This window comes from Kitasatospora sp. NPDC058406 (assembly GCF_042722765.1).
In the GTDB taxonomy this organism is placed as follows: Bacteria; Actinomycetota; Actinomycetes; order Streptomycetales; family Streptomycetaceae; genus Kitasatospora.
The window spans coordinates 16,913-41,239 of record NZ_JBHXKE010000015.1 but is presented as its reverse complement, the minus strand read 5'-3'; the positions used below and the strand labels follow the sequence as shown (position 1 = coordinate 41,239).

Below are 24,327 nucleotides of genomic sequence, written 5' to 3'. Positions count from 1 at the left end.
AGGCTGATCCACGTGCCCTACTCGTCGATCGTCGTCGACAAGACGACGGCGGACTTCTTCTCCAAGGTCACCGGCATGCCCTGGCCGGAGATCCGGGAAGGCGATCTGCGCGAGGTCCGGGACGCCTACCAGAAGCTCGCGAGGGACCTGCCGGAGCTGCGGCGGCTGATCGCCGAGGTCGCGGTCAAGGCGCGGCAGCAGTTCGAGGGCCAGGCCGCCCGGGAGTTCTCCGAGCAGATGAGCCAGTTCATCGGCGAGAAGGGCGCGGCGGACTACATCGCCACGGCGACCAAGACCGCCACGGCGCTCGCGAAGTGCGCCGACGACGTGGCCACGGCCGCCGAGTACACCAAGTGGATGGCCATCGCCCAGCTCGTCCAGCTGCTGCTGGAGATCGCGCTGGCCATCCTCTGGGCGCCGTTCACCTTCGGCGCCAGCCTCGCCGGGATCACCCTGAAGACGATCTTCACCCGCGCGGTGCTGACGACGTTGATGAAGTTCCTGTTCAAGACGATCCTGCTGCACACCTTCGCGGGGATCATGAGCGGCCTGACCATGGACCTGATCATCCAGGGCATCCAGATCGGCCAGGGGAACCGCAAGGAGATCGACAAGGACGCCCTCAAGCAGGCCGTCCTGTTCGGCGTCATCGGCGGTGTGATCTCCGGTCCGCTCAACCTGATCGGGATGGGCCTCGGCAAGCTACTCGGCCGGCTGCTCGGCAAGACCGGCGGCCGGGTGGCGGCCGACAAGCTGTCCGACTTCATGATCCACGGCGACCGGGCCGCGCTGAACGAGGCGCTGAAGGCCGGCCTCAAGGGAGCGGCCAAGAGCGGGACCGGCACACTGGAGAACCTCGCCGGCGTCACGGCGAAGAAGGCGGCGGCCGAGGGCACCGGCAGCTGGCTGGAGAAGTCGGCGTCCCGGGCCTTCGCCCGCGACCTCGGCACGCTGCTGGAGTCCTCGGACAACCTCCTGCGCCACGGCTTCGGCAAGGCCGCGGCCGACAAGTTCGTCGAGCGGATGACCCAGTCCTTCGAGAAGCACCTCAAGGAGAAGATCGGCGAGACCGCCGCCCGGAACCTGGGCAAGGAGTTCGGCGAGACCTTCGTCAAGGGCTGGGGCAAGAACGGCGTCGACCACGCCGCGCTGAGCGCGGGCCTGCGCGAGGTCATGGAGAAGAGCGGCCACAACCTCGCCGAACGCGGCGTCGGCGCGCTCGCGGACCGACTGGTGGACGTCGGCGAGCACATGACGCAGGGCAACCGGATGTTCCACCTCGGCTACGCGGTCGGCGAGCAGCTCAAGGAGGGCGTCCAGGGCAACCTCACCGAGGGCTTCTACAACCTGCTCTTCACCGACAAGCACGAGTTCACCACCACGCTCGCCACCTTCGGCTCGGGCATGGCGATGGGCCTGATGGCCCGTGGTCTGCACCACGCCGCGGCGCCGATGATGCAGCGGTACATGACCTGGGTGCAGGACACCCAGTTCAAGGCGATCGGCGAAGGCCAGTCCAAGTACTTCCCGCCCTACCACCCGCTGACCATCCTGGCGGTGCTGAGCAACCTTTCCGGCAACCCGGCCCCGCTCCTGGTGCCCCGGCTCGGACCGCAGCTCGGCTCGGGCGGAGAGGGGTCGTCAGGGGCGGGCGAGCACCTGCTCGGCTTCTCGCGCGGCGCCCACGGCGAGGCGGACGGCGACGTCGCCTCGGCCTTCCGGCGTGCCTACGGCGACGCCGAGTTGGAGGACATCTTCGGGAACGACGCCGACGCCAACCGGGCGCTGATCCGGGAGGCCTTCGGCCGGGGCCAGATCGAGGACACGTACAGCGACACGTCCGCCCAGGAGGAGTACGCGGCACTGTTCCGGGAGGCGTTCGGGCACGCCCGGCTGGAGGAGGTCTTCGACGACTGGATGCCGGCGCCCGCGCCGGTCGCCACCGTGTCGCACCAGGGCGACGCACCGAACGCGCCCGGGAGGACCGGGGAGACCGCCCGGCCGCAGCAGGGCCAGGCGCAGGGGCAGACCCAGACCCAGGGGCAGACCCAGACCCAGGGCCAGAACCAGTCCCCGAACCCCTCGCAGAACCAGACCCAGACTCCGAACCAGGCCGCGAACCAGACCCCGGGTCAGGGCCAGTCCCCGAACCGCCCGACCGTCAGCCAGGGGCCGGGGGCGCAGAACCCGGGGGCCGGCGAGGTCGCCCCGGCCGCGCCGGTCCGTACGACGTCCGAGACGGCGGCCCCGTCCGCCGCGTCCACGACGTCCACCGCGCCCGAGAGGTCCGCCCCGATCGCGGCGACCGCCCCGGCCGAGACGTCCGCCCCGGCCACGGCGTCCGCCGCCGCGCACCAGGGGCCGCCCCTGTCACCGGGCGGGCCGTCGGTCGAGCAGCAGACCGCCGGTCTGGCCGGGGACCGCGTCGTCACCTCGTCGACCTCCTCCGTCGGTCTCGACGGGGCGTCCGTCCAGCCGAATCCGCAGGAGCGGAACGCGTCGCTCGCGTCACTCCCGCAGGAGCACACCGCCCAGCAGGACCAGACGGCCCAGACCCAGAGTCAGAGCCAGACCCACACCCAGTCCCAGTCCCAGCCCGAGCCCCAGCCCCAGGCCCAGCCCCAGGCCGAGCCGGTGACCGACTCCGGTCAGCAGGTGACGGCGCCCGTGCCGCCGCCCGTCGCCGGCTCGGACCTCCGGCCGGGCTACGCCGCGACGCAGGTCAACCCGCCCGCCGGCCCCCGGCCCACCACCGAGGCGGCTTCCCCGCTGCGGCCCTACGAGGCCCGGCGCGGCACGCTGCCCACCGGGGAGCGGGCCACCGAACTCGTCCTGCGGCTGCACCTTGACAGCACGAGCCTGCGGCAGCCGACGGAGCGGGTCGCCGCCCTGCAGCGCCGCGCCCTGGACGGCGTCGCCGACGCCTACAACAACGGCCACCGGCTGCCCGACGGCAGCGTGCTGCGGGTGCGGGTCGAGTTCGTCGACTCACCCGGCACCGCCCACCACACGGTGCGGCTGCACGACGGCACCGTCCGTCAGGACGAGGGCAACTGGGGGACGCGGGTCAGCCGGGAGGTGGTCAGCCACGACATCGGACGGGTGCTCGGTCTGCGCGACGGCAACCGGGAGGTCTACCAGGGGACCGGCACGGACCGGGCCGCGCGGGGGCCGCTCCCGGACGGCCTGCGCGCCGTGGGCACCGCCGTCGAGGGCGCGTTCACCCCGGACCGCGACCGGGACGGGCAGCCCGGCGAGCACCGGCCCGAGAGCCGGGCCGCCACGGGCCTTCCGCCGCGTCCCGCGGTCGGACCGCAGGTCCGCGACGCCGCGTTGTACGGACGGCCGGGCGGCGACGACGGCCACCTGCTGACGCCGGGCTTCGACCGGGCCCACCCGGGCGCGAAGTACCAGGAGAACCCCAACGGATCACTGCGCATGGTGCCGCCGTCGGGCGGCGGTACCGCCGCCCGCACCCTCTTCCCTCCGCACTGGAACGCGGACGAGGCCGTGTACGCGGCCGAGCAGGCGTATCTGACAGCCGGGCTCGAGGGCCCGGGCCCCGTCCACTGGACGGGCGAGTACGCCGGCGTGCGGATCGAGGGGGACGCGACCGGCGGCGCGATCACCTCGTTCCGCCCCTCCGACGACCAGAGCGGGCTGAACCCGCCGCCCTACGCCCCGAACCGGCCCGTGCCCGACCACGCGGCCGCGCTCGGCAAGCCCGTGGCGCCCGGCGACCGACGGGCGCTGACCGGGGTCCACCACCGGCTCGGTACGGCCGAGCAGAGGGCCTCCGGCATCCAGGTCGTGCCGGTCAAGGGCTCCGACCACCCGAACGGCACCAGCCGGGCGAAGGTCTGGTTCCTGGACCCGAACCTGCTGCCGGGCTCCTCGGAGGCGGCCCTGCCGAGCCGCTGGCGCACGTCGGCGGACGCGCCGGAGACGGTGCTCTACCCGAGGAAGTGGTCGCCCGACCGGGCGGACCGGGCGGCGCGGACGGCTTACGACAGCCCGGTCCGCCGTAGCACGCCGGTGGGCGAGGACGGGACGGAGCACTGGATCGGCGAGGCGCACGGCGTCCGGATCGAGGGGCTCAGTCGGGACGGCGCGATCCTGACCCACCGGCCGGCCGACCTTCAGCCGCACACCGGGTACCGCCGCTGGGACGACGCGGCCGTCACCACGCGCTCCGAGCCGGTCGCCCTCCCGCTGGACGGCGGGACCCGCCCGGTCACCGTCCGGCGGGTGCTGTTCGACAACGGCCAGGAGGGCCTTCAGGTCACCGCCCGGCTCCACCTGGAGCCGACGGAGCCGCTGTCGTTCGTGCAGCTGGACTACGCGCACGAGCGCCTCCGGGTCCTCGCCCAGCAGTACGTCTCCCGGCAGGCCGGCGACGGGACGGTCCTGGACCTGCGGCTCCGGTTCACCGACGACCCGGACGATGCGTTCAGCAGCGCGAGGATCGACGACGACACGGACCACGACCTGGCGCGGCACCTGGGCCCGCTGCTGGACGCGGCGGGGCCGGACGGCCTGCGCGGCCTGCTGGAGCGGCACGCGCCGGCCTCCGTGCTGGACCCGGTCCGCGCGGAGAGCCTGCCGAAGCCCGTGCCCGGCAGCCTGCGCGAGCCCGGTCCGCCCCGCCCCGACGAGCAGCCGCCCCGGACCGTGGACCGGATGGGGCAGGAACGGGAATCGCTGCGCGGGCACTTCACCGACGAGGCCTGGACCCGGCCGCACCGCGGGTTGCCGTCGCACTGGACCGCCGACGACGTGCTGTTCGCGGCCGACCAGGTCCGCAGGCAGGCGGAGGCGAGGACGGACGGGGGCCTCCCCCCGAAGGGGGCGGTGCGCCTGAAGGGCAAGTTCGCCGGCGCCGGCATCGCGGTCCGGATCACGGACGGGTTGATCAGCAGTATCGAGGGCGTCCCCGGCGACCACGGGCTCCGGCCGTCGGGCCGGGAGAACCGGCCGCACCAGGTCCTCGCCACGGCGGAGGTTCGGCCGCCCTCCGACGCGTTCCTGGCGAGGGTCGGGGAGCGCTCCCTGCAGTCGTTCGAGGCCGGCCGGATCCGGCTGGCCGACGGCGACACCCAGACGGTGCTGAAGCTGCGGGTGCACCTCGACACCTCGCCGCTCGGCGCGTCGGGTCAGGACGACCCCCGGCTGGACGGCCTGCGCGACCGGGCCCGGCGCGGTGTCGACGAGCAGTTCAACCGGGGGCAGCGGCTTCCCGGCGGGGACCTGCTGCGGGTCGAGGTGGAGTTCACCGACCGACGGGAGGACGCCCACCACACCGTCACGGTCCACCCGGTCCTCGCCCGGGAGAGCCTGACGGAGTGGAGCGTCGGCACCACCGAGCGGGTGCTCGCCCACGAGCTCGGGCACGCCCTCGGCCTCCCCGACGAGTACCGCGAGGCGACCGGCGGCCCGCGGCCCGTCTACCAGGACAACGCGCTCATGGGCACCCCGTACCTGGACCGGTCCGGCCTGCCCCTCGTCGACCAGGACCACCGGGGGGCCGCCGCGGCCGAGCTGGCCGCCCCGGGGCTCCCGGTCCGCTACCTGCGGGAACTCGGTGCCGTCGTGGGCCCGCTGTTCGACCTCCCCGGCGGCCCGGCCGACCGCGGCGGCCCGCCGTCCAGGGTGGCCTTCGGCGAGGACGTCCGCCGTGCGGCCCTGTACGGCCCGTCGGACGGCAGCGGGGGACACCTGTACCCCGCGCCCGGTTCCGACCGCCCCCGGCCGGAACGGATCCAGGACTCGGAGCACCGCAACGGCACGTTCAAGGTCGCCGACCGCGATCCCGGCCCCGAGCGGGTGCGCAGCCACGGACTGGCCGGCGACCTCGCGGTGCCCGCGCGCCGCCCGGAGCCGGACGGCGAGGAGCCGCCCCGTCGGACGCGGACCATGTTCCCCGCGCACTGGACGTCCGACGACGCCGTGTACGCGGCCGAGCAGGCCTACCACAGCGCCCGTCGCACCGGGCTGGTCACCGAGCAGGGGCCCGGCTCGTACCGCTGGGTGGGCGAGTACGGCGGGGTGCGGATCGAGGGCCGGGTGACGGGCGGGGAGTTCACCTCCTTCCGGCCGTCCGAGGACCAGGGCGCCCTGGCGACCCCGAGTTTCCAGCCGATGCGCCCGGTGGAGCGCACCTTCGCGCTGGGCGCGGAGGACCACGCCCGCTACGGCGACCGGCAGACCCTCACCGGTGCGCACCACGCGCCGCCCGTGGCGGCCGCCATGGCCAAGGGCCTCATGATCGGCCCTCCGCAGCGCGAGAACGAGAACGGCACGTATCGGGCGACCGCGTGGTTCCTCGACCCGAAGGTCGCCCCCGGATCGCCGCTGTCGACCTTCGACACCCGCTGGCACCGCAGCGCGGACGAGGCGCCGCACACGATGTACCCCAAGGGCTGGACGCCGCACGAGGTCCTCTCCGCCGTGGAGGCGGCGTACGCGGCCCGGCGCGACCCCCGCCCCCGGGGCGACGGTGACGAGCACTGGGTGGGCGAGGCGCGCGGCGTCCGGATCGAGGGGATCACCCGGGACGGGCTCCACCTCGTCCACCGCCCGACGGCCGAGCAGCCGATCACCCGGTGGGACTGGAAGGAGGTGACCGCGAAGTCCTCCCCCGGTTCGATGAGTTTCGGGAGCCGCCGGGCGGTCGTCCAGCACGTCCGCTTCGCCGCCGGCCAGACCGGCCTGCTCCTCACCGCCAAGGTGCACCTGGACTTCCCGCCCGGGACGCCGCAGATCACGGTCGTGCGCCACCAGATGGCGGTGCGCAACGCCGCGGAGGCGTACGTCCGCCTGCACTCGGGCGAGGGCGATCCGCCGGCCCGGTTCGAGATCGAGTTCACGAAGGTCGCGGCCAGGGACGGGCTGAGCGTCCCCCTCGCTGCAGACGCCGGCACCCGGGACCTCGACCTGCGCACCTACCTGCCGGACCTCGCCGACCCGGACCGGATGCCGCTCTCCGAGCTCCTCGGCCTGGCCGGCTGGCACGCCGGGGATTCGGACTGGACGCCCCACGGCGACCCGCGCCCCGAGGTGCCGCCGCTGCGTGCGCCCGGCACGCCCGGAACGGGCGAGCGTCCGGCGACCCTGCCCCAGCTGGGAGCGGACACGCCGAACGGCTGGCCGAGGTTCGCCCCGGGGGTCAAGGACGGCGTCAACGTCGGCCTGCCGTCCGCATGGACCCGCCTGGACGCCATGCACGCCGTGCAGAAGGCGATGGACGAGCGGCCCGCCCCGGCGGCTCCGGCCGACGAGGTGACGGTCGGCGGGATCCGGATCAGGGTCCGGACCGAGAACGACCTGATCGTCGACTTCTTCGGGGCCCCGGGCCAGACCTTCCCGTCCCAGCTCTCCCGGCCGGAGCGCACCCTCGGCGAGATACCGCACACCGTCCGGGCCTCCGACGAGCCCGGATCCGGGCCCGCACCGACCGAGGGAGCGGAGGGGCAGCAGACCGCGCCCGAGACCGCGTCTGCCGGGACCGCGCCCGAGACCGCGCCTGCCGGGACCGCGCCCGTCGGCCCGCAGGACGCGCTGCCGGCCGCCCTGCGGAACCCCGGCTGGCAGACGTTCACGTCCGACGGGGCGGTCACGCCCCCGCCGCGGGCGGAGCGGACGGCGTCCGGACCGCAGCCGGTGACCGAGCCGAACGGCGTGGTCCGGACGTACGACACCTGGCACCTCGCGGACGGCATCGCCGCGGACGCCCCGATCGCCGCGTTCCCGTCCCGCTGGAGGCGCCCGGTGGGCGCGCCCGGGCAGGCGCACTACCCGGAGGGCTGGACGGCGGCGGTCACCGCGCACCACGTCCAGGAGGCGATGGCGAACGCCTGGTACGGCGGCCCGGCGGACGGCGGCCACTCGCTGGTCGTCGGCGACTCCGGCGGCGTCTCGATCGTCGGGCTGTTCGGTCCGAACGGCGACTTCCTCTTCCACCGCCCGTACGACTGGCAGCCGGCTCCCCAGCACGGGGACCACCCCTGGCCCGTGGCGGGGGTGGCGGCTGTCGGGGAGCCGCACCCGCTTCCGGACCTCGGGCCGGTGGAGATCCGGAAGGTGCGCTTCGACGACGACGGTGCGGACGGCGCCGACTCCGGCGTCCAGGTCACCGCCAGGATCCGGCTGACCCCGGGCGCCCTGGCCGGTGAGACCGAGCTGCACCGCGCGCAGGACGCCCTGCGGGCGCAGGTCGAGCCGTACCTGGAGAGTCACCGGGACGGTTCGCGGCGGCTGGACCTGCGGCTGGAGTTCACCGACGACCCGGACGTCCCGGCGACCGTGGTCGGTCTCGGCGACGCGCCGACCCTCCGGGCCGCCCTGCCCCGCCTGTACGAGGGGGCGGGTGCGCACGACCTGCTGTTCGTCCTGGAGCGGCACCTCGACGGAATCCCGGACCCGGTGGAGGCGCACGGCGGCCACCACTGGGCGACCGGGCTCCGGCCGCACTTCACGGCCGAGGCCTGGGACCGGCCGGGTCGCGGCCTCCCCCGGGAGTGGACCGCGGACGAGGCCAGGTACGCCGCGCGCGAGATCATGCGGACCAGGCCGGCCGCCGTCGCCGGCCCGGGCACGCCCGCGCCGGTGGTCCACCGGGGCACCTTCGCCGGTGTGCGGGTGAACGTGCGGGTGGAGCACGGGGTCATCACCGACGTCTGGGGCGAGCCGCACCAGCGGTTCGGCCCGCAGCTGACCGCGCCGCAGCCCGAGCCGCACCGGGTGATCGGCACCCACGAGGTCGTCCCGCCGGGCAACGCGTTCGACCGGAGCCTGGACGTCCGCGTGGTCCAGCGCTTCGAGGCCACCCGCATCAGGCTGGCGGACGGCGACACCGAGACCGTGCTGACGGTGCGGGTGCGACTGGAGACCTCGACGCTGGACCTGGCCGACCCCGCCACCGTCCGGGCACTGGACGCGCTGCGGGACTCGGCCAGGGAGGGTGTCAGGGAGATCTACGACGTCGGCCAGCGGCTGCCCAGCGGCGACCGGCTGCGCGTCGAGCTCCGGTTCGTCGAGACCGAGGCGGAGAGCCACCACACCGTCAATGTCCTCCCGGAGACGGACCGGGAGAACCACCGGACGTGGAGTCTGGACACCACCGGCGGGGTGGTCGCGCACGAGGTGGGTCACCTCCTGGGCCTGCCCGACGAGTACCGGGAGGCGTCCAGGGGCGCACGGCCGGTGTACGTGGACGGCGGCCTGATGGGCGGCCGCCACGTCGACAGCTTCGGCCGCTACCCGGTGGACCAGGACCACATGGCCATCGGGCCGAACGTCATCGACCCCTCGCGGGCACTCGCGACGCGGAACCTGCGCCAGCTGGGCGCGGTGGTCGACATCGCCTTCGGCAGGGACCGCGGCCCGGAGCCGGGCGGCGCCCCGGCGAGGCCCCTGGTGACGGAGGACACGCGCCGCATCGCGCTGTACGGCGGCCGGGACGGGAGCGGCCACCTCTACCCGCCGGCGGGATCGGAGCGGCCGAGGCCGCCGAGGCCGGCCGGCTCCGAGAACCGCAACGGCACCTTCAGGGTGGTGTCCGAAGGAGCGGCCGACGCGACGGCGACGCGGACCGGCACCCCGGCGGGCGACCTGGCTGCGCCGAGGCGCAGCCGGACGATGTTCCCCGAGCACTGGACGGCGGACGACGCGGTGTACGCCGCGGAGCAGGCGTACCAGCACGCCCGGCGCACCGGCGCGACCACGGAGACCGGGCCGACCTCGTACCGGTGGACCGGCGAGTACGGCGGCGTCCGGGTCGAGGGCCGGACCGAGGCGGGGCAGATCACCTACTTCCGGCCCTCCGACGACCAGGGCGGCCTGGACGCACCGGCGTACCTGCCGTGGCGCCGTACCGACGGGTCCCTCGACCACCGGGTCGAGGACCTCGTCCGCTACGGCGACCGGCTCACCCTGTCGGGCGGGCACCACCGGCCGACCGAGGAGGCCGGCCGTCGGCGCGGGATCGCCGTCGGACCGGCGGCGGAGGCCAACCCCAACGGGACCTACCGCGCGGCCGTCTGGTTCCTGGAGCCCGGTGTCACTCCGGGCACGCCGCTGTCGGAGTTCCCCTCCCGCTGGCACCGCCGCGAGGACAGCCCGACGCAGACCTTCTACCCGGCGGGCTGGACGCCCGGGCAGCTGCTCTCCGCGGTGGACCGTGCCTACACGAACCGAACCGGGGGAGACACCCGCAACGACGGCACCGTCCACTGGACCGGGGAGGCGGACGGCGTCCGGATCGAGGGCGTCACCCGGGACGGACGGCACCTGATCCACCGTCCGACGGCCGATCAGCCGGGCGCGCCGGCCGGTGCCTCGCCGCACGGGCCGCTGGTCGTGCCCGGGACCCCGGGCACCGGCGAGCGTCCCGCGACCGTCAGCCGGGCGGTGGACGAGGGGATGGGTTCCGGAGACGCCTTCTCCGCCGGGCTCGCGGCCTGGGACGGGTCGGGCGACCCTCCCGGCGGGGGCGCCGGCACCCCCCGGCCGGGCCGGAACCTGCCGCCCGAGTGGACCCTGGCGGAGGCCAGGTACGCGGCGGTGCAGGGCTCGCGGATCGGCTCGGACCGCACGGGCGTGGACCCCGCCACGGGCCTGCGGACCGAGACCGGTGAGGTCGAGCACCAAGGGATCCGGATCACGGTCGTCCGGGACTGGGACTCGTACCGCATCATCGACATCTACGGCTCCCCGGACCAGGCTTTCGCCCCCCAGGGCCGCAAGATCGTCCCCGAGCGGAACCCCGGGCAGACGGGCCCCGAAGCAGAGCCGCTCCTTCCGCATTCCACCAGCAGGGCGGAGGCGTCCTCTTCGAGTTCGCGCCCGGACGCGGACGGGGACACGGACCTCCACTCGGACGCGGGCAGCGAGTCGTCCTGGGACTCCTCTCAGGACGAGGCCATGGACCAGTACTCGGACGTCGACGACAGGTCCGAGGCGGACTCGCTGGACCTCATGCTGTCCTCCGACGACGAGGGCATGGAGTGGGAGGGCGGTTCCGACGCCGGTTCCGACCGCAGCTCCGAGGACCGGGACTCGGAGTCGGACCTGCACTCGGACCTGCACATGGACCTGGACGAGGCACCGCTGCAGCAGCCGAACCGGGTCCGGCCGGCGCACGAGGCGCCCGCGCCGGACCTGAGGTTCGCCATGGTCCTCGATCCGGTCGAGGTCACCGCACCCGCGAACACGGCGCTGCACGGCAGCGTCTCCACCCGTCTCCGGCGGTTCCAGGCCGCCCGCGGCCTCCTGCTGGACGGCAGTCCGGCGGTCGAGGCCGTCGTGCGGATCCACCTCGACACTTCGGGGCTGCCGGCCGGTCAGGACCACACCACGGCCCTGCGGAACCTGCGGGAGCGCGCCCGGCAGAGCGTGGACGAGTACTACAACACCGGGCACCGGCTGCCGGACGGCGACGTCCTGGTGGTGCGGACCGAGTTCGTCGAGGACGCGGGCCAGGCGCACCACCGGGTGCGGGTCCTGGACGGGGAGGTGCGCGAGCACTCCGACATCTGGGGTCTGCACACGGGCCGGGCCATCCTGGGCCACGAGATCGGCCACCTGTTCGGCCTGCCCGACGAGTACCGGGAGCGGCGCCTCTACGAGGAGGGGACCGACCAGAACGGCAACCCCGCGGTCGTCTCGCTGGAGGTCCACCCCCGGACCGTCCACACCGACGCGGGCCTGATGGCCGGCACCCTCGCCGGCCACGGCCGCCCCCGGGTCGACATGGACGCCGCGGTCAACGCGGACGACACCCCGATGCGGTTCACGCTCGCCCCGCGTAACCTGCGCGAGCTGGGCCAGGCGATCGAGCACGCCCTCGGCGCCACGCACACCCTGCCCACCACCGGCCACGACCTCCCGCGCCGGGCGGCCTTCGGCCTGGACGCCCGGCAGTCGTCGCTGTTCGGCGACACCCGCAGTCCGGGCGGCCACCTGCTGCCGCCGATCGGCTCGGACCGGACGGCGCCCGAGCGGGTGGTCCGGGTGGAGCGCAACGGGGTCGTGGTCGCCGACTTCTCGGTGGAGCCCCCCGCGGGTCCGTCCCGTGCCCGCCGGGTGGACACCCTGTCCGCGGCCGGTGACCTGCTGACCACCGGGCCCGCCCACCGGCGGATGTTCCCGCGCAACTGGACGAGCGAGGACGCGGTGTACGCGGCCGAGCAGGCGTACCTGCACGCGCTGGGGACCAACGCCGTCGTCCCGCTCGGGGGGAGCCGGCACCGCTGGACCGGCGAGTACGCCGGGGTGCGGATCGAGGGCGAGGTCCGGGGCGAGGTCCGGGGCGAGCAGTTCCTGTCGTTCCGTCCGGCGGACGTGCAGCCGGACGTGGATCCGCCGCTGAACGCCCCGCACCGTCCCGCTCCCGACGACCCGGCCCGGGCCTTCGGGGCGTTCGGCCAGCGCGCCGAGGACGTCGTCCGCTACGGCGACCGGCAGAACCTCACCGGCCTGCACCACGAGCTGAACCCGGCGCACGTGGCGAACCCGGCGAACACGCTCCGGGCGCACGGCGTCAGGATCGTCGAGACCACCCCCCCGATCCACAACGGCACGTACCGGACCCGGGCGGCCTTCCTCGACCCGACCGTCGCGCCGACCTCCCCGCTCGCCCGCTTCGCGACCCGCTGGCGGTTCCGCGGCAACGCCGACGGCGGGAGCGGGCGCACCATGTACCCGCGGGACTGGGTGGCCGAGGACCTGCTGGCCGTCGTCGACGACGCGCACGACGGCGTCCCGGACGATCAGCGGGTGTACCTGGAGGACGGCCGGACGTACTACTGGGTGGGGGAGGCCGACGGGGTCCGCATCGAGGGACTCTCGCGCGACGGGGCGCACCTGGCCCACCGTCCGACCGACACGCAGCCCATGACGGCGTGGGACCAGCGGCGGGTGCTCCGCACCTCGCCCGCCACCGGGACCTGGATGGGCGACCGACCGTTCTCCACGGCCCGGGTCCTGTTCGACTCCGGGCAGGAGGGCCTGCGGATCACCGTCCCCGTGCGCACGGTCGTCGAGGGCCCCGTGACGCCGGAGCTGCGCGCGTTCGCCGAGGACGAGATCCAGCGCAGGGTGAACGACTACGTCCAGGAGCGGGCGCTGGAGACCGCGGGCACGAACGGGGTGCCGCCGAGGCTGGTCGCCGTCGTCCTCGACTTCGCCCCCGGACGTCCGGACGTCTTCTCCGAGATGGTCGTGCGCCCCGACGGGATGTCGGGCGTGTCGAGCGTCCTCGGCCCGCTGGCCGTCCAGGGCCAGGACCACGTGTTCAACGGGATCACCGCCGCACTGAGCGACTTCACGACCCCGTTCGCGGACCTGGTCGCCCAGCAGGGCGCCCCCCGCGTCCCCGCCGACCTGCGCGAACCCGGCCCGCTGCGGCCGGGCGAGCACGCGCCCGCCGTGCTGGCCGGGTGGGACCAGCAGACCGTGCGGCAGCTGCGTGACCTGGACGCGCGGTTCAGCCACGCGGCCGCGGTCGCCGACCCGCGCGACCTTCCCGTCGACCGGAGCCTGCCCCGCGAGTGGACCGCCCGCGACACGCGCTGGGCGGCGGTCCAGCTCCTCAACCAGCAGGAGAGCGTGCACGGCTCGACCGTGACCGAGGTCGTCGAGGGCCGGATCGGCGACGTCCGGATCCAGGTCCACGTGGAGGACGGGCAGATCGTCGGCGTCAACGGCGTCGGTGACCAGCGGGACCTTCCGCAACTGCACGGCTCGCCGATTCCGCCGGACGCCGAGGCGCAGCCCGCTCCCACCCTCGTCTCCGCGACGCAGCGGTCCGCGGCCTCCGCCTGGCAACCCGTCGACCTGGACGGCACGGTGACGGGGACCCCGCGCCGCGCGCCCGCCCTGGTGGGCGACCAGACGAGGGTGACCCTGCCCAACGGCACGACCCGGGTCGTCGGGGTGCACCTGGACCCGGCGGTCGGCCAGGGCGCCCCGGCCACGCAGTTCCCCTCGCGCTGGCACCGGTCGGCGCTCGATCCCGGGACGGTGTACTACCCGGAGCACTGGAGCGGGCCCCAGCTCACCGCGCACGTCACCGCCGCGCTCGACCACCCGCTCCTCACCCGCCAGGAGGACGACGGCTCCCGTCTCGTGGTCGGCCGGGCGGACGGCGTGTGGATCGAGGGCCGGTTCGGTCCGGACGGCACCCTCTACTTCCACCGTCCGTCCCCGCACCAGACGCTCGACAACCCCGACTACCGCGGCCCCGCCTCGACGACGGCCCGCCAGGGCACCGAGGTGCAGCTGACCGGCCTCGGGCCGGTCCGGGTCCGCCGCGACCTCATGTTCGACGGCTCGGAGGTCGTCCGGATCACCGCCCGGGTCAGGCTGGTGGGCGGCGAGCACACCACCGGGGCCGACCTCCGGCAGGCCGAGGGGACGTTGCTGCAGGCCGCCGAGACGTACGTCGACGGGCACCGGGACGGCAGCGACACCCCGATGGACCTCCGGCTGGAGTTCACCGGGGACGCCGACGCCACCGAGGTCCGGCTCGAACCCGGGCAGGACCCCACCATCGAGCAGGCCCTGCCGCGGCTGCACGAGGCGGCGGGCGCGAACCGGCTGGCCGAGGTCCTGGCCTCGGAGGACCAGCCGCAGGCGCCGCCGGCACCGCGCAGCGTGTCCGGCGAGTCGATGCTCGACGGCCGGCGACGGTACTTCGCGGCGTCCGCGTGGGACCGCCCGACCGAGGGCCGCAACCTGCCGCGCGAGTGGACGGCCGACGAGGCCCGGTACGCCGCGAGCGTGGTCGCGGGCTCGACGCACCGCGTCCCGGCCGGCCCCGTGCCGCGCGGGGGCACGACCGCGCCCGAGCAGGTCCACGGCACCTTCGCCGGGGTGCGGCTGACGGTGCGGATCGAGAACGACCGCATCACCGACTTCTGGGGCCAGCCGGACCAGCGCGTGCCGCACCAGCTGACCCGGCCCGGGCCCGAGCAGCACCAGGTGCTCGGCACCCACGAGGTCCGTCCACCGACGGACCCCTTCGACCGCAGCCTGGAGGCCCGCGAGCTCCAGGCGTTCTCGGTGAGCCGGATCAGGCTCGCCGACGGTGACACCGAGTCGCTGGTGAGCGTCAGGCTGCACCTGGACGTCAGCCGGCTGAACCTGGCGGACCCGCACGCCGTGCGCCTGCTCAACGACCTGGCCGGCCGGGCCCGCGCCGGGCTGGCGGAGACCTACAACGGCGACCAGCGGCTGCCCAGCGGCGACCGGCTGCGGGTGCGGGTCGAGTTCGTCCAGGATCCCGCCCTCGCGCACCGCACCGTGGCCGTCCACCCGGGCCCGATCCGGGCGAGCCACGAGAACTGGGACCTCCAGACCCCGGCCTCGACCCTCGTCCACGAGGTCGGCCACCTGCTCGGGCTGCCGGACGAGTACCGCGAGGGCCACTCCCGCGTGGACCGCCGCCGGCCGGTCCACCTCGACGGCGGTCTGATGGGCTCCTACACCCGTGACCGCTTCGGCCGGCCCATGGCCGACACCAACAACCGGCCCGCCGCCCCGGGCGTCCCCGACGCGCGGCCCGTGCTGCGCGCGCGCAACCTGCGGCAGCTGGGCGCCGTGATCGACCTCGCCTTCGGCGCCGACCGCGGGCCCGGGCCGGACGGCACCCACCCGCCGCGTCCCCGGGTGAACGAGGACGCCCGGCGCACCGCGCTGTACGGCGACCTGAACGGGACCGGCCGGCGGGTGTCGAGCGGCGGGCGCGACGGCGGCGGCCACCTGTTCCCGCAGCCCGGCTCCGACCGGCCGGAGCCGACCCGGATCCCGGGCTCGGAGAACCGCAACGGCACCTTCCGGGTCTTCGGCGGCCCGGCCGACGGCGCGGCGACCGGCCACCACCGGCTGGCCGGCGACCTCGCGGCCGGTCCGGCCGTCCAGGACCGCGGCCGCACCATGTTCCCGGAGCACTGGACGTCCGACGACGCGGTCTACGCGGCGGAGCAGGCGTACCAGCACGCGCTCCGCCGGGGCGACGAGGCGTTCACCGAGCTCAGCCCGGTCTCCTGGGCGTGGACCGGTGAGTACGGCGGGGTGCGGATCGAGGGCCGGGTCGTCCTCCGGATCGAGCGCCGGACGGGCGGCCCGTTCGAGGTACCGGAGATCGTCTCCTTCCGTCCGTCCGACGACCAGAGCGGGCTGGGCGCGGCTTCGCACCTGCCGTGGCGCCCGTTCCCGGCCGGTTTCGACCAGCGGGTCGGGGACCTCGTGCGCTACGGCGACCGGCAGACGCTCGCCGGCGTCCACCACCAGCCGCCGGAGCGGATCGGGTACGGGGACGGCGACCGCCCCCGGGTCGACCAGGCCGGCCAGCGGAAGGGCGTGCGGATCGGGACGGCCTTCGCCGCCCACCCCAACGGGACCTACCGCGCCCAGGTCTGGTTCCTCGACCCGGTCGTCGCCCCGAGGGCGCCGATGGAGGCCTTCCCCTCCCGCTGGCACACCCGCGCGGACAACCAGTCCCACATGTTCTACCCGCGGGACTGGCACGCCGACCACGTCCTGGACGCCGTCGAGGAGGCCCACCACGGCCGGGACCGGGCCGACGACCGCGTCGTGAACGGCGCCGTCCACTGGACCGGCGTCACCGACGACGGTGTCCGGATCGAGGGCATCACCCGGGACGGTCGGCACCTGATCCACCGTCCGGCGGACGAGCAGCCCGGTGTGCGCCTGCCGGCGGACGCGCCCCGTTCCGCCCCGCTCGCCGAGCCGGGGTCCTCCGGTACCGGCAGGCGCCCGGACACCGTCGTCGCGATGTCCCTGAACCCGGTGCCCGCCGGCCACGTCAGCCCGGACCTCAGCGCCGCGGCGGGCCGCGGCCTGCCGCGGGAGTGGACGCCGGAGGAGCGGCTCTTCGCGGCCGCCAACGGCCGGCGGATCGAGGAGGAGACGCTGGTCGAGGACGGGTTCCAGGTCCGGGTGCGGTTCGCCGAGGTCGAGATCACGGTGCTGCGGGACGCGGAGTACCGGATCGTCGACTTCGCGGTCGCGGACGGCCACACCCCGCCGCCCCAGCTCACCATCCCGGTGCCCGAGCGCGGCACCGGCCGGCGGGCCGCCCCGGGCGCGGTCGAGCAGCTGTTCGCGCCGGACCCCCCGCGTTCGGACGAGGGCTCCGACCACGGGCCCGGTCCGCAGGACGGCCGTCTCCTCTCCGACGGGGACGAGGACGAGGCCATGGACCTGTACCGGGACTCCGACGAGGAGATGGACTACGCCACCGACTCCACGCTCGACTTCCTGTCCTCCGACGACGACATGGAGTCGGTCCACGGCTCCGACTCCGACTCCGACGTCCGCTCCGTGGACATGGACTCGGACACGGACACGGACACGGACGGGGACGGGGCGGCGCACCCGGTGCGCCCGGCGTACGAGGCACCCGCGACGGACCTGACGATCGCCCGGGTCCTCAGGACGGTCGAGGTCGAGGCGCCCGCCGACCCGGCGCGGCACAGCAGCGACGCCACCGGTCACCGGCGGTTCCAGGCCGGCCGTGCCGTCCTCGTGGACGGCACCCCGGCGGTCGAGGTCGTGGTGCGGATCCACCTCGACACCTCGGGGCTGCCGGCCGGTCAGGACCACACCACGGCCCTGCGGAACCTGCGGAACCGCGCCCGGCAGAGCGTGGACGAGTACTACAACACCGGGCACCGGCTGCCGGACGGCGACGTCCTGGTGGTGCGGACCGAGTTCGTCACGGACCCCGACCGGGCGCACCACCGGGTCGAGGTCTTCGAGGGAGAGGTCCGTGAGACCCAGGAGGCATGGGGCCTGGGCACGACCCGGACCGTCCTGGCCCACGAGATCGGCCACCTGCTCGGCCTGCCCGACGAGTACCGGGAGCGACGCCTCCACGAGGAGACCGTCGACGTGAACGGCGACCGCACGGTCGTCGAGCACGAGATCCGCCCCCGGCCCTCGTACCCCGACGCCGGGCTGATGGGCGGCACCCACGCGGGCAACGACCGGGTCCGCTTCGACCAGGACGCCGGGATCATCACGGACGACACCGACATCCGGTTCGCGCTCGCCCCGCGGAACCTGCGCGAGCTGGGCGCCGTGATCGAGCAGGCGCTCGGCGCCGCGCCGGCCGGGCCGACCGCCCACGGGCTCCCGCGCCGGGCGGCCTTCGGCCTGGACGCCCGGCAGTCGTCGCTGTTCGGCGACACCCGCAGTCCGGGCGGCCACCTGTTGCCGCCGGTCGGCTCGGACCGGACGGCGCCCGAGCGGGTGGTCCGGGTGGAGCGCAACGGGGTCGTGGTCGCCGACTTCTCGGCGGAGCCCCCGGCCGGTCCGTCCCGTGCCCGCCGGGTGGACACGCTGTCCGCGGCCGGTGACCTGCTGACCACCGGGCCCGCCCACCGGCGGATGTTCCCGCGCAACTGGACGAGCGAGGACGCGGTGTACGCGGCCGAGCAGGCGTACCTGCACGCGCTGGGGACCAACGCCGTCGTCCCGCTCGGTGGGAGCCGGCACCGCTGGACCGGTGAGTACGCCGGGGTGCGGATCGAGGGCGAGGTCCGGGGCGAGGTCCGGGGCGAGCAGTTCCTGTCGTTCCGTCCGGCGGACGTGCAGCCGGACGTGGATCCGCCGCTGAACGCCCCGCACCGTCCCGCTCCCGACGACCCGGCCCGGGCCTTCGGGGCGTTCGGCCAGCGTGCCGAGGACGTCGTCCGCTACGGCGACCGGCAGAACCTCACCGGCCTGCACCACGAACTGGACCTTCAGCTGCCCGGTCGGGAGAACGCGCTCCGGGCGCACGGCGCCCAGGTCGTCGAGACCCGGCCCCCGGTCCACAACGGCACCTACCGGGCCCGGGTGGCCTTCCTCGACCCGACCGTCGCGCCGAACTCCCCGCTCGCCGACTTCCCGACCCGCTGGCGGGTCCGGGACGACGATGACGGCCTGCGGACCATGTACCCGCGGACCTGGTCGTCCGCGGACCTGCTGAACCACGTCGACGACGCGCACGACGGCGTCCCGGCCGAGCGCCGGGTGTACCTGGAGGACGGCCGGACGTACTACTGGGTGGGGGAGGCCGACGGGGTCCGCACCGAGGGACTCTCGCGCGACGGGGCCCACCTGGTCCACCGCCCGACCGAGGACCAGCCCACCAGCCCCCTGCGGGCCTGGGACGACCTCCGTGCGCGGCACACCCTCCGGGGAACCGAGGTCGACCTGGACGGCCGCACCCTGACCGTCTCCCGTGTCCTGTTCGACTCCGGGCAGCTGGGCGTGGAGATCACCCTCCCCGTCGACGTGTCCGTCGAGGGCGGTCTGACGCGCCCGCAGCAGGAGGCCGCCAGGGGCGAACTCCAGCGCAGGGTGGACGCCTACGTCCGGGAACAGGTGCGGGCGACCGCGGACGCGGACGGGACGCCGGAGACGCTGGTCAGCGTCCGCCTCGACTTCGGGGACGACCACCAGGACCCCTACGCCCGGGTGATCATCGACCACGACTCCCTGCCGGACCCCGCAGACCTGTCGGTGGTCGACACCGCGGAGAGCCTCCGGCTCCTCCTGGGCCCGCTGGTCCACCAGGACCACGGGGACGTGTTCCACGAGACGGTCTCCCGTCTGGAGGAGCTCGCCCCCACCCGCGTGGACGTGCTGGCGGACCTGCACACCGCGGAGGGCGCCCCGCACGTCCCCACCGACCTGCGCGAACCCGGCCCGCTGCGGCCGGGCGAGCACCGGCCTGCGGTGACCGCCGGCACGGACCGGCAGAGCCGGCGGGCCGTGGGAGCCGTGGACTTCCGGTTCACCCGGACGGGGATCGAGCTGGACCCGCACGGCCTGCCCGAGAACCAGAGCCTGCCCCGCGAGTGGACCGCCTCCGACGCGCGCTGGGCCGTGACCCAGCTCGTCGACCGGCACCAGGTCGGCCGGACCGAGACCGGCGTCGTCTACGACGAGTTCCACGGCGTCCTCCTGGAGGTCGAGGTCGTCGACGGCCAGATCAACCGCTACCGGGGCATCGGCGACCAGCGGGACCTCCCGCAACTGCACGTCCCGCCGCGCACGGCGGACTCCGGACCGTCCCACACCTCCGGCCCCGCCCCCGTACCGCACCTCGCGCCGCCGGCCGGCCACCCCCTGCTGGACGCCGTCGCGGACGCGTCGCCCGAGCTCACCGAGGCCCTGCTGGGGCACCACGGCCTCCCGCCGACCACCGAACGGCCGGACGTGCTCCGGCTGATGACCACCGAGGTGGCCGAGTACCTCCAGCGGACCCGGCCCGAGAACCTCCCGGTCGAGGCGCTGACCGCCTTCCGCCCCCTCCTTCCCCCGAGCATGGAGACCGCCCGGGAACTCCACGGCCTGCGGCACGCCCTGGCAGCCTCGGACGGCACCCACGACGCCGGGCTCGGCGGCGCGCTCGCGCCGCTGCTCGCCCACACCCTGCACGTCCGGCTGGAGGTGACCGACGGGCACGGGAACGTCACCCGGTACGGCCCGGAGGACAGCGAGACGGTGGTCAGGATCGGCGAGGACGCCCCGCAGGACCGCGACACCGAGATGCTGTCCGAGCGGGAGTCCGAGCCTGAGTCCGAGCTTGAGTCCGAGCGGGAGTCCTCCCCGGCCCAGACCGACCACGGCGACGACCTCACCATGCTGGTGGACCCCGCCGAGACCGCGCTGGCCCAGGTCCTCGCGGCGCGCGAGGTCCGGGCGCCCCTCGACGCCTTCGGGCGGTCCGTCTCGGCCTCCTACCTCCGCGGCTACGAGGTGCGGCGCGGCTTCCTGGAGAACGGCGACCCCGCCACCGAGATCGTGGTGCGCATCCACATCCGCCGCGAGCCGGCCGAGGCGGGCATCGAGGAGGGCTACGGCTACGACGCCCCCGTCGAGCAGTTCACCGACGACCAGATCGGACAGGTGATCGACCGGGTGTGGGACGGCGTCAACGACGCGTACAACACCGGCCACCGGCTGCCCAACGGCGACGTGCTGCGGGTCCGGCCCGAGTTCGTCGACCACTCGGCCGACGTCAACCACCACATCCACATCGTCGACCTGTTCACCCGGAAGCTCCACGAGAACAACGAGACCTGGTCCCTCGAATCGACCCCGGACACGCTGGCCCACGAGATCGGCCACCTGCTCGGCCTCGACGACGAGTACCGCCGCCCCCAGAACCGGCACACCATCTACACCGACGCCGGCATGATGGGCTCCGACCACGTCGAGCACGGCCGGATCTCCGCCGACCAGCCCGCCGGCATCGGCCCGCGCCGGGTCGACGGCACGGTGACCCTGGCCGCGCGCAACCTGCGCGAGCTGGGCGCCGCCGTCGACGAGGCGTTCGGCACCCAGCCGTCCCGGCTCACCTCCACCCACCACGCCCCCGACGGCCACCCGCTCCCGCCCCGCGCCTCCTTCGGCCTGGACGCCCGGCAGTCCTCGCTGTACGGCGACCGCCGCACCGAGGGCGGCCACCTGCTGCCGACGCCCGGCTCCGACCGCCGACGCCCCTCGGCGATCGTCGAACAGCACGCGAACGGCGTGCTGCACGTCGAGTACGAGGCCGCACCGGCCGGCTCGCGCCGCGCCGTCGGCGTCCGCACCGACAGCGCCGCCGGCGACCTGCTCACCACCGACACCGCCGAACGGCGGCGGCTGTTCCCCCGGAACTGGACCGAGGACGAGGCGGTCTACGCCGCCGAGCAGTCCTACCTCGACGCGCTGCGCCACGGCACGGTGGTCCCGGCGGGCGGCAGCCGCTACCGCTGGACCGGCGCGTACGCCGGGGTGCGGATCGAGGGCGAGATCCACGGCGACCGGTTCTCGTCCTTCCGGCCGGCCGACACCCAGCCGGAGCCGCACGAGTCACCGGCCCCGCCGGCCCCGCCGACCCGCCCCCGGCGGACGGCCACGCCCTGGAACGGCCTGTCCGACCCGGGCCCGCTGCCGCCCCGCGACCCGGACCTCGACTACGCGCCCTCGCGGCCCGCGAGCCTCCTGCGCTACGGGCAGCGGGCCCAGGACGTGTCCCGCTACGGCGACCGGCAGTTCTTCACCGGACTGCACCAGGAGTTCACCCCGGGCTCGAACGTGGACACCGCGACCTGGCACCGCCTGCGCGGCGTCGAGGTGATCGAGCGCGGCGCCGCCCACGTCAACGGCACGTACCGTGCCCGGGTGCGCTTCCTCGACGCGACCGTCGCCCCCGACGCGCCGCTCTCGGAGTTCCGCAACCACTGGTTCGAGCCGCGGGACAACTCCGTCCGGACGATGTTCCCGCGCGAGTGGGGCCGCATGGGCGTCCTCCAGGCCGTCGAGTCCGCGCACGGCACGGCGTCCCACCGCGTCCGGATCGACGAGCGGACCTACCGCTGGATCGGCGAGGCGAACGGCGTCCGCATCGAGGGCCTCACCCGCGACGGCCGGCACCTCGCCTACCGGCCCACCGACCTGCAGCCCGGCACCACCACGGAGGGCTGGGACCAGCAGCAGGTGATCGCCACCGGTGCCGGCCGGCGGATCGCCGTCGGTACCGGCCAGCTCCAGGTCCAGCGGGTGCTCTTCAACTCGGGACAGCACGGCATCGACGTCGTCGTCCCGCTCCACGTGAGCCGGCAGGACGGAGTGACGGAACAGCAGATCCGTGCCTTCACCGACCAGGTGAACCGGGAGGTCCAGCAGGTCTGGGCCCAGGGCAACCGCGGTCGGCAGCCGCTGCTGGTCAACGTCACCGTCGTGCCGGTGGGCGAGCCCGCCGGCGCCTTCCGGAGCCTCACGGCGCGCGAGGCCGCCGGGACCAACGTCTCGACGCTGGTGGGCCAACTGCTGCCCGGATTCGGCTGGAACCAGCCCGGCAGCCCGCTGCGGCAGCTGTTCGACATGGCGGGGCCGGTGACCACCTACTCCGACCGGGTACTGCCCACCGGCGGTCCCCACGCGCTGCGCGAGCCCGGCCCGCTCCGGCCGGGCGAGCAGCTCCCGCCCACCGTCCCGCAGTTCGACGTCCGCGCGCTCCGGCCGAGCTTCACCGAGGACGCCTGGAGGGAACCGCGCGGTCCCGGTCTGCCGCGTGAGTGGCAGACCGACGACATCCGCTACGCGGCCGGTGTCGTGCTCGACCGCGCCCAGCGGGCCGGGCAGCCGCTGCCGGCCGACGGCGTCGTGCACGGCACGGCGGGCGGCGTCACCGTGCACGTCCGGCGTGAGGGCGGCCTGATCGCCGAGGTCCGGGGCGAGCCGGGCCAGGAGAGCTCCCGGCAGCACTCCACCCCGGCCGACAACGGCGCGCCCGTCTCGCGGAACGCCGTACGGCCGGAGGACGAGCCGGCCGGCGCGCCGATGCTGCGCGCGCTCGTCGAGGACGACCCGCAGTTGCTGAGGCAGCTGTTCGGAGAGGACGAGGGCGGGCGGTTGGCCGCCGACCCGGCCGCCGCGGAGCGGGCGCTGCGCGGGCTGGTCGAGGAGCGGTTCCGGGAGAACCCCGAGCTGGCGCGGGAGGCGTACGAGCTCTACTCCGCCTGGGCCGGCCGCATGGGGAACGACGTGGCGGACTGGCCGGTCTTCGTGGAGGACATGCACCGGGAGATCGCCACCTGGCGGGAACAGGGCTGGGACGCGGTGAGCGACCCGCTCTCCGTACGGGACGCCTTCGCGGTGCTCACGGCCTCCGCACTGGATCTGCGGGTCGGTCTCGTGGACGTCCGGAACGGCCACGAGACGGTGTCCGAGTTCGGCCCGGAGAACGGTCGCCGCGTCAGGCTCGACCACGACGAGCGCGAGGGTTACTCGACCGTCGTCGCCGCCGAGCGCCGGCAGGAGCAGGAGCGCCTCCGGCGGGAGACCGAGGCACGGCGCGAGGCCGACGAGGACGCGGAACAGGGACGACGCGAGGCCGACGAGGACGCGGAACAGGGACGACGCGAGGCCGACGAGGACGCAGAACAGGGACGACGCGAGGCGGTCGCGGGGAAGCGCAGGGCCGACGAGAGCGAGGAGCCCCGCCAGAGCGAGGAGCCCCGCGAGACGGAGGAGACCCGGGAGGTTCGGGACGAGGACTCCGAGGATTCGGAGGACGAGCGGAAGACGCCCGAGCAGCGGGCGAAGGAGGAGCGGCTGGCCGAGGAGAGGCGCGCGGGTAAGCGCCGGGCCGACGAGACCGAGGAGCCGCACCAGATGGAGGAGTCGCGCCAGACCGAGGAGTCGCGCCAGACGGAGGAGACCCGGGAGACGGAGGAGACCCGGGAGGTTCGGGACGAGGACTCCGAGGATTCGGAGGACGAGCGGAAGACGCCCGAGCAGCGGGCGAAGGAGGAGCGGCTG

Annotated in this window: 1 protein-coding gene; it reads left to right on the top strand. The window is 75.0% G+C overall.

Annotated features, from left to right (window positions below; translation table 11 throughout):
- Positions 1-12: 12 nt before the first annotated feature.
- A partial coding sequence (locus tag ACFWOG_RS05265; RefSeq protein ID WP_380355013.1) for an EndoU domain-containing protein occupies positions 13-24,327 on the top strand: 24,315 nt, incomplete at its 3' end.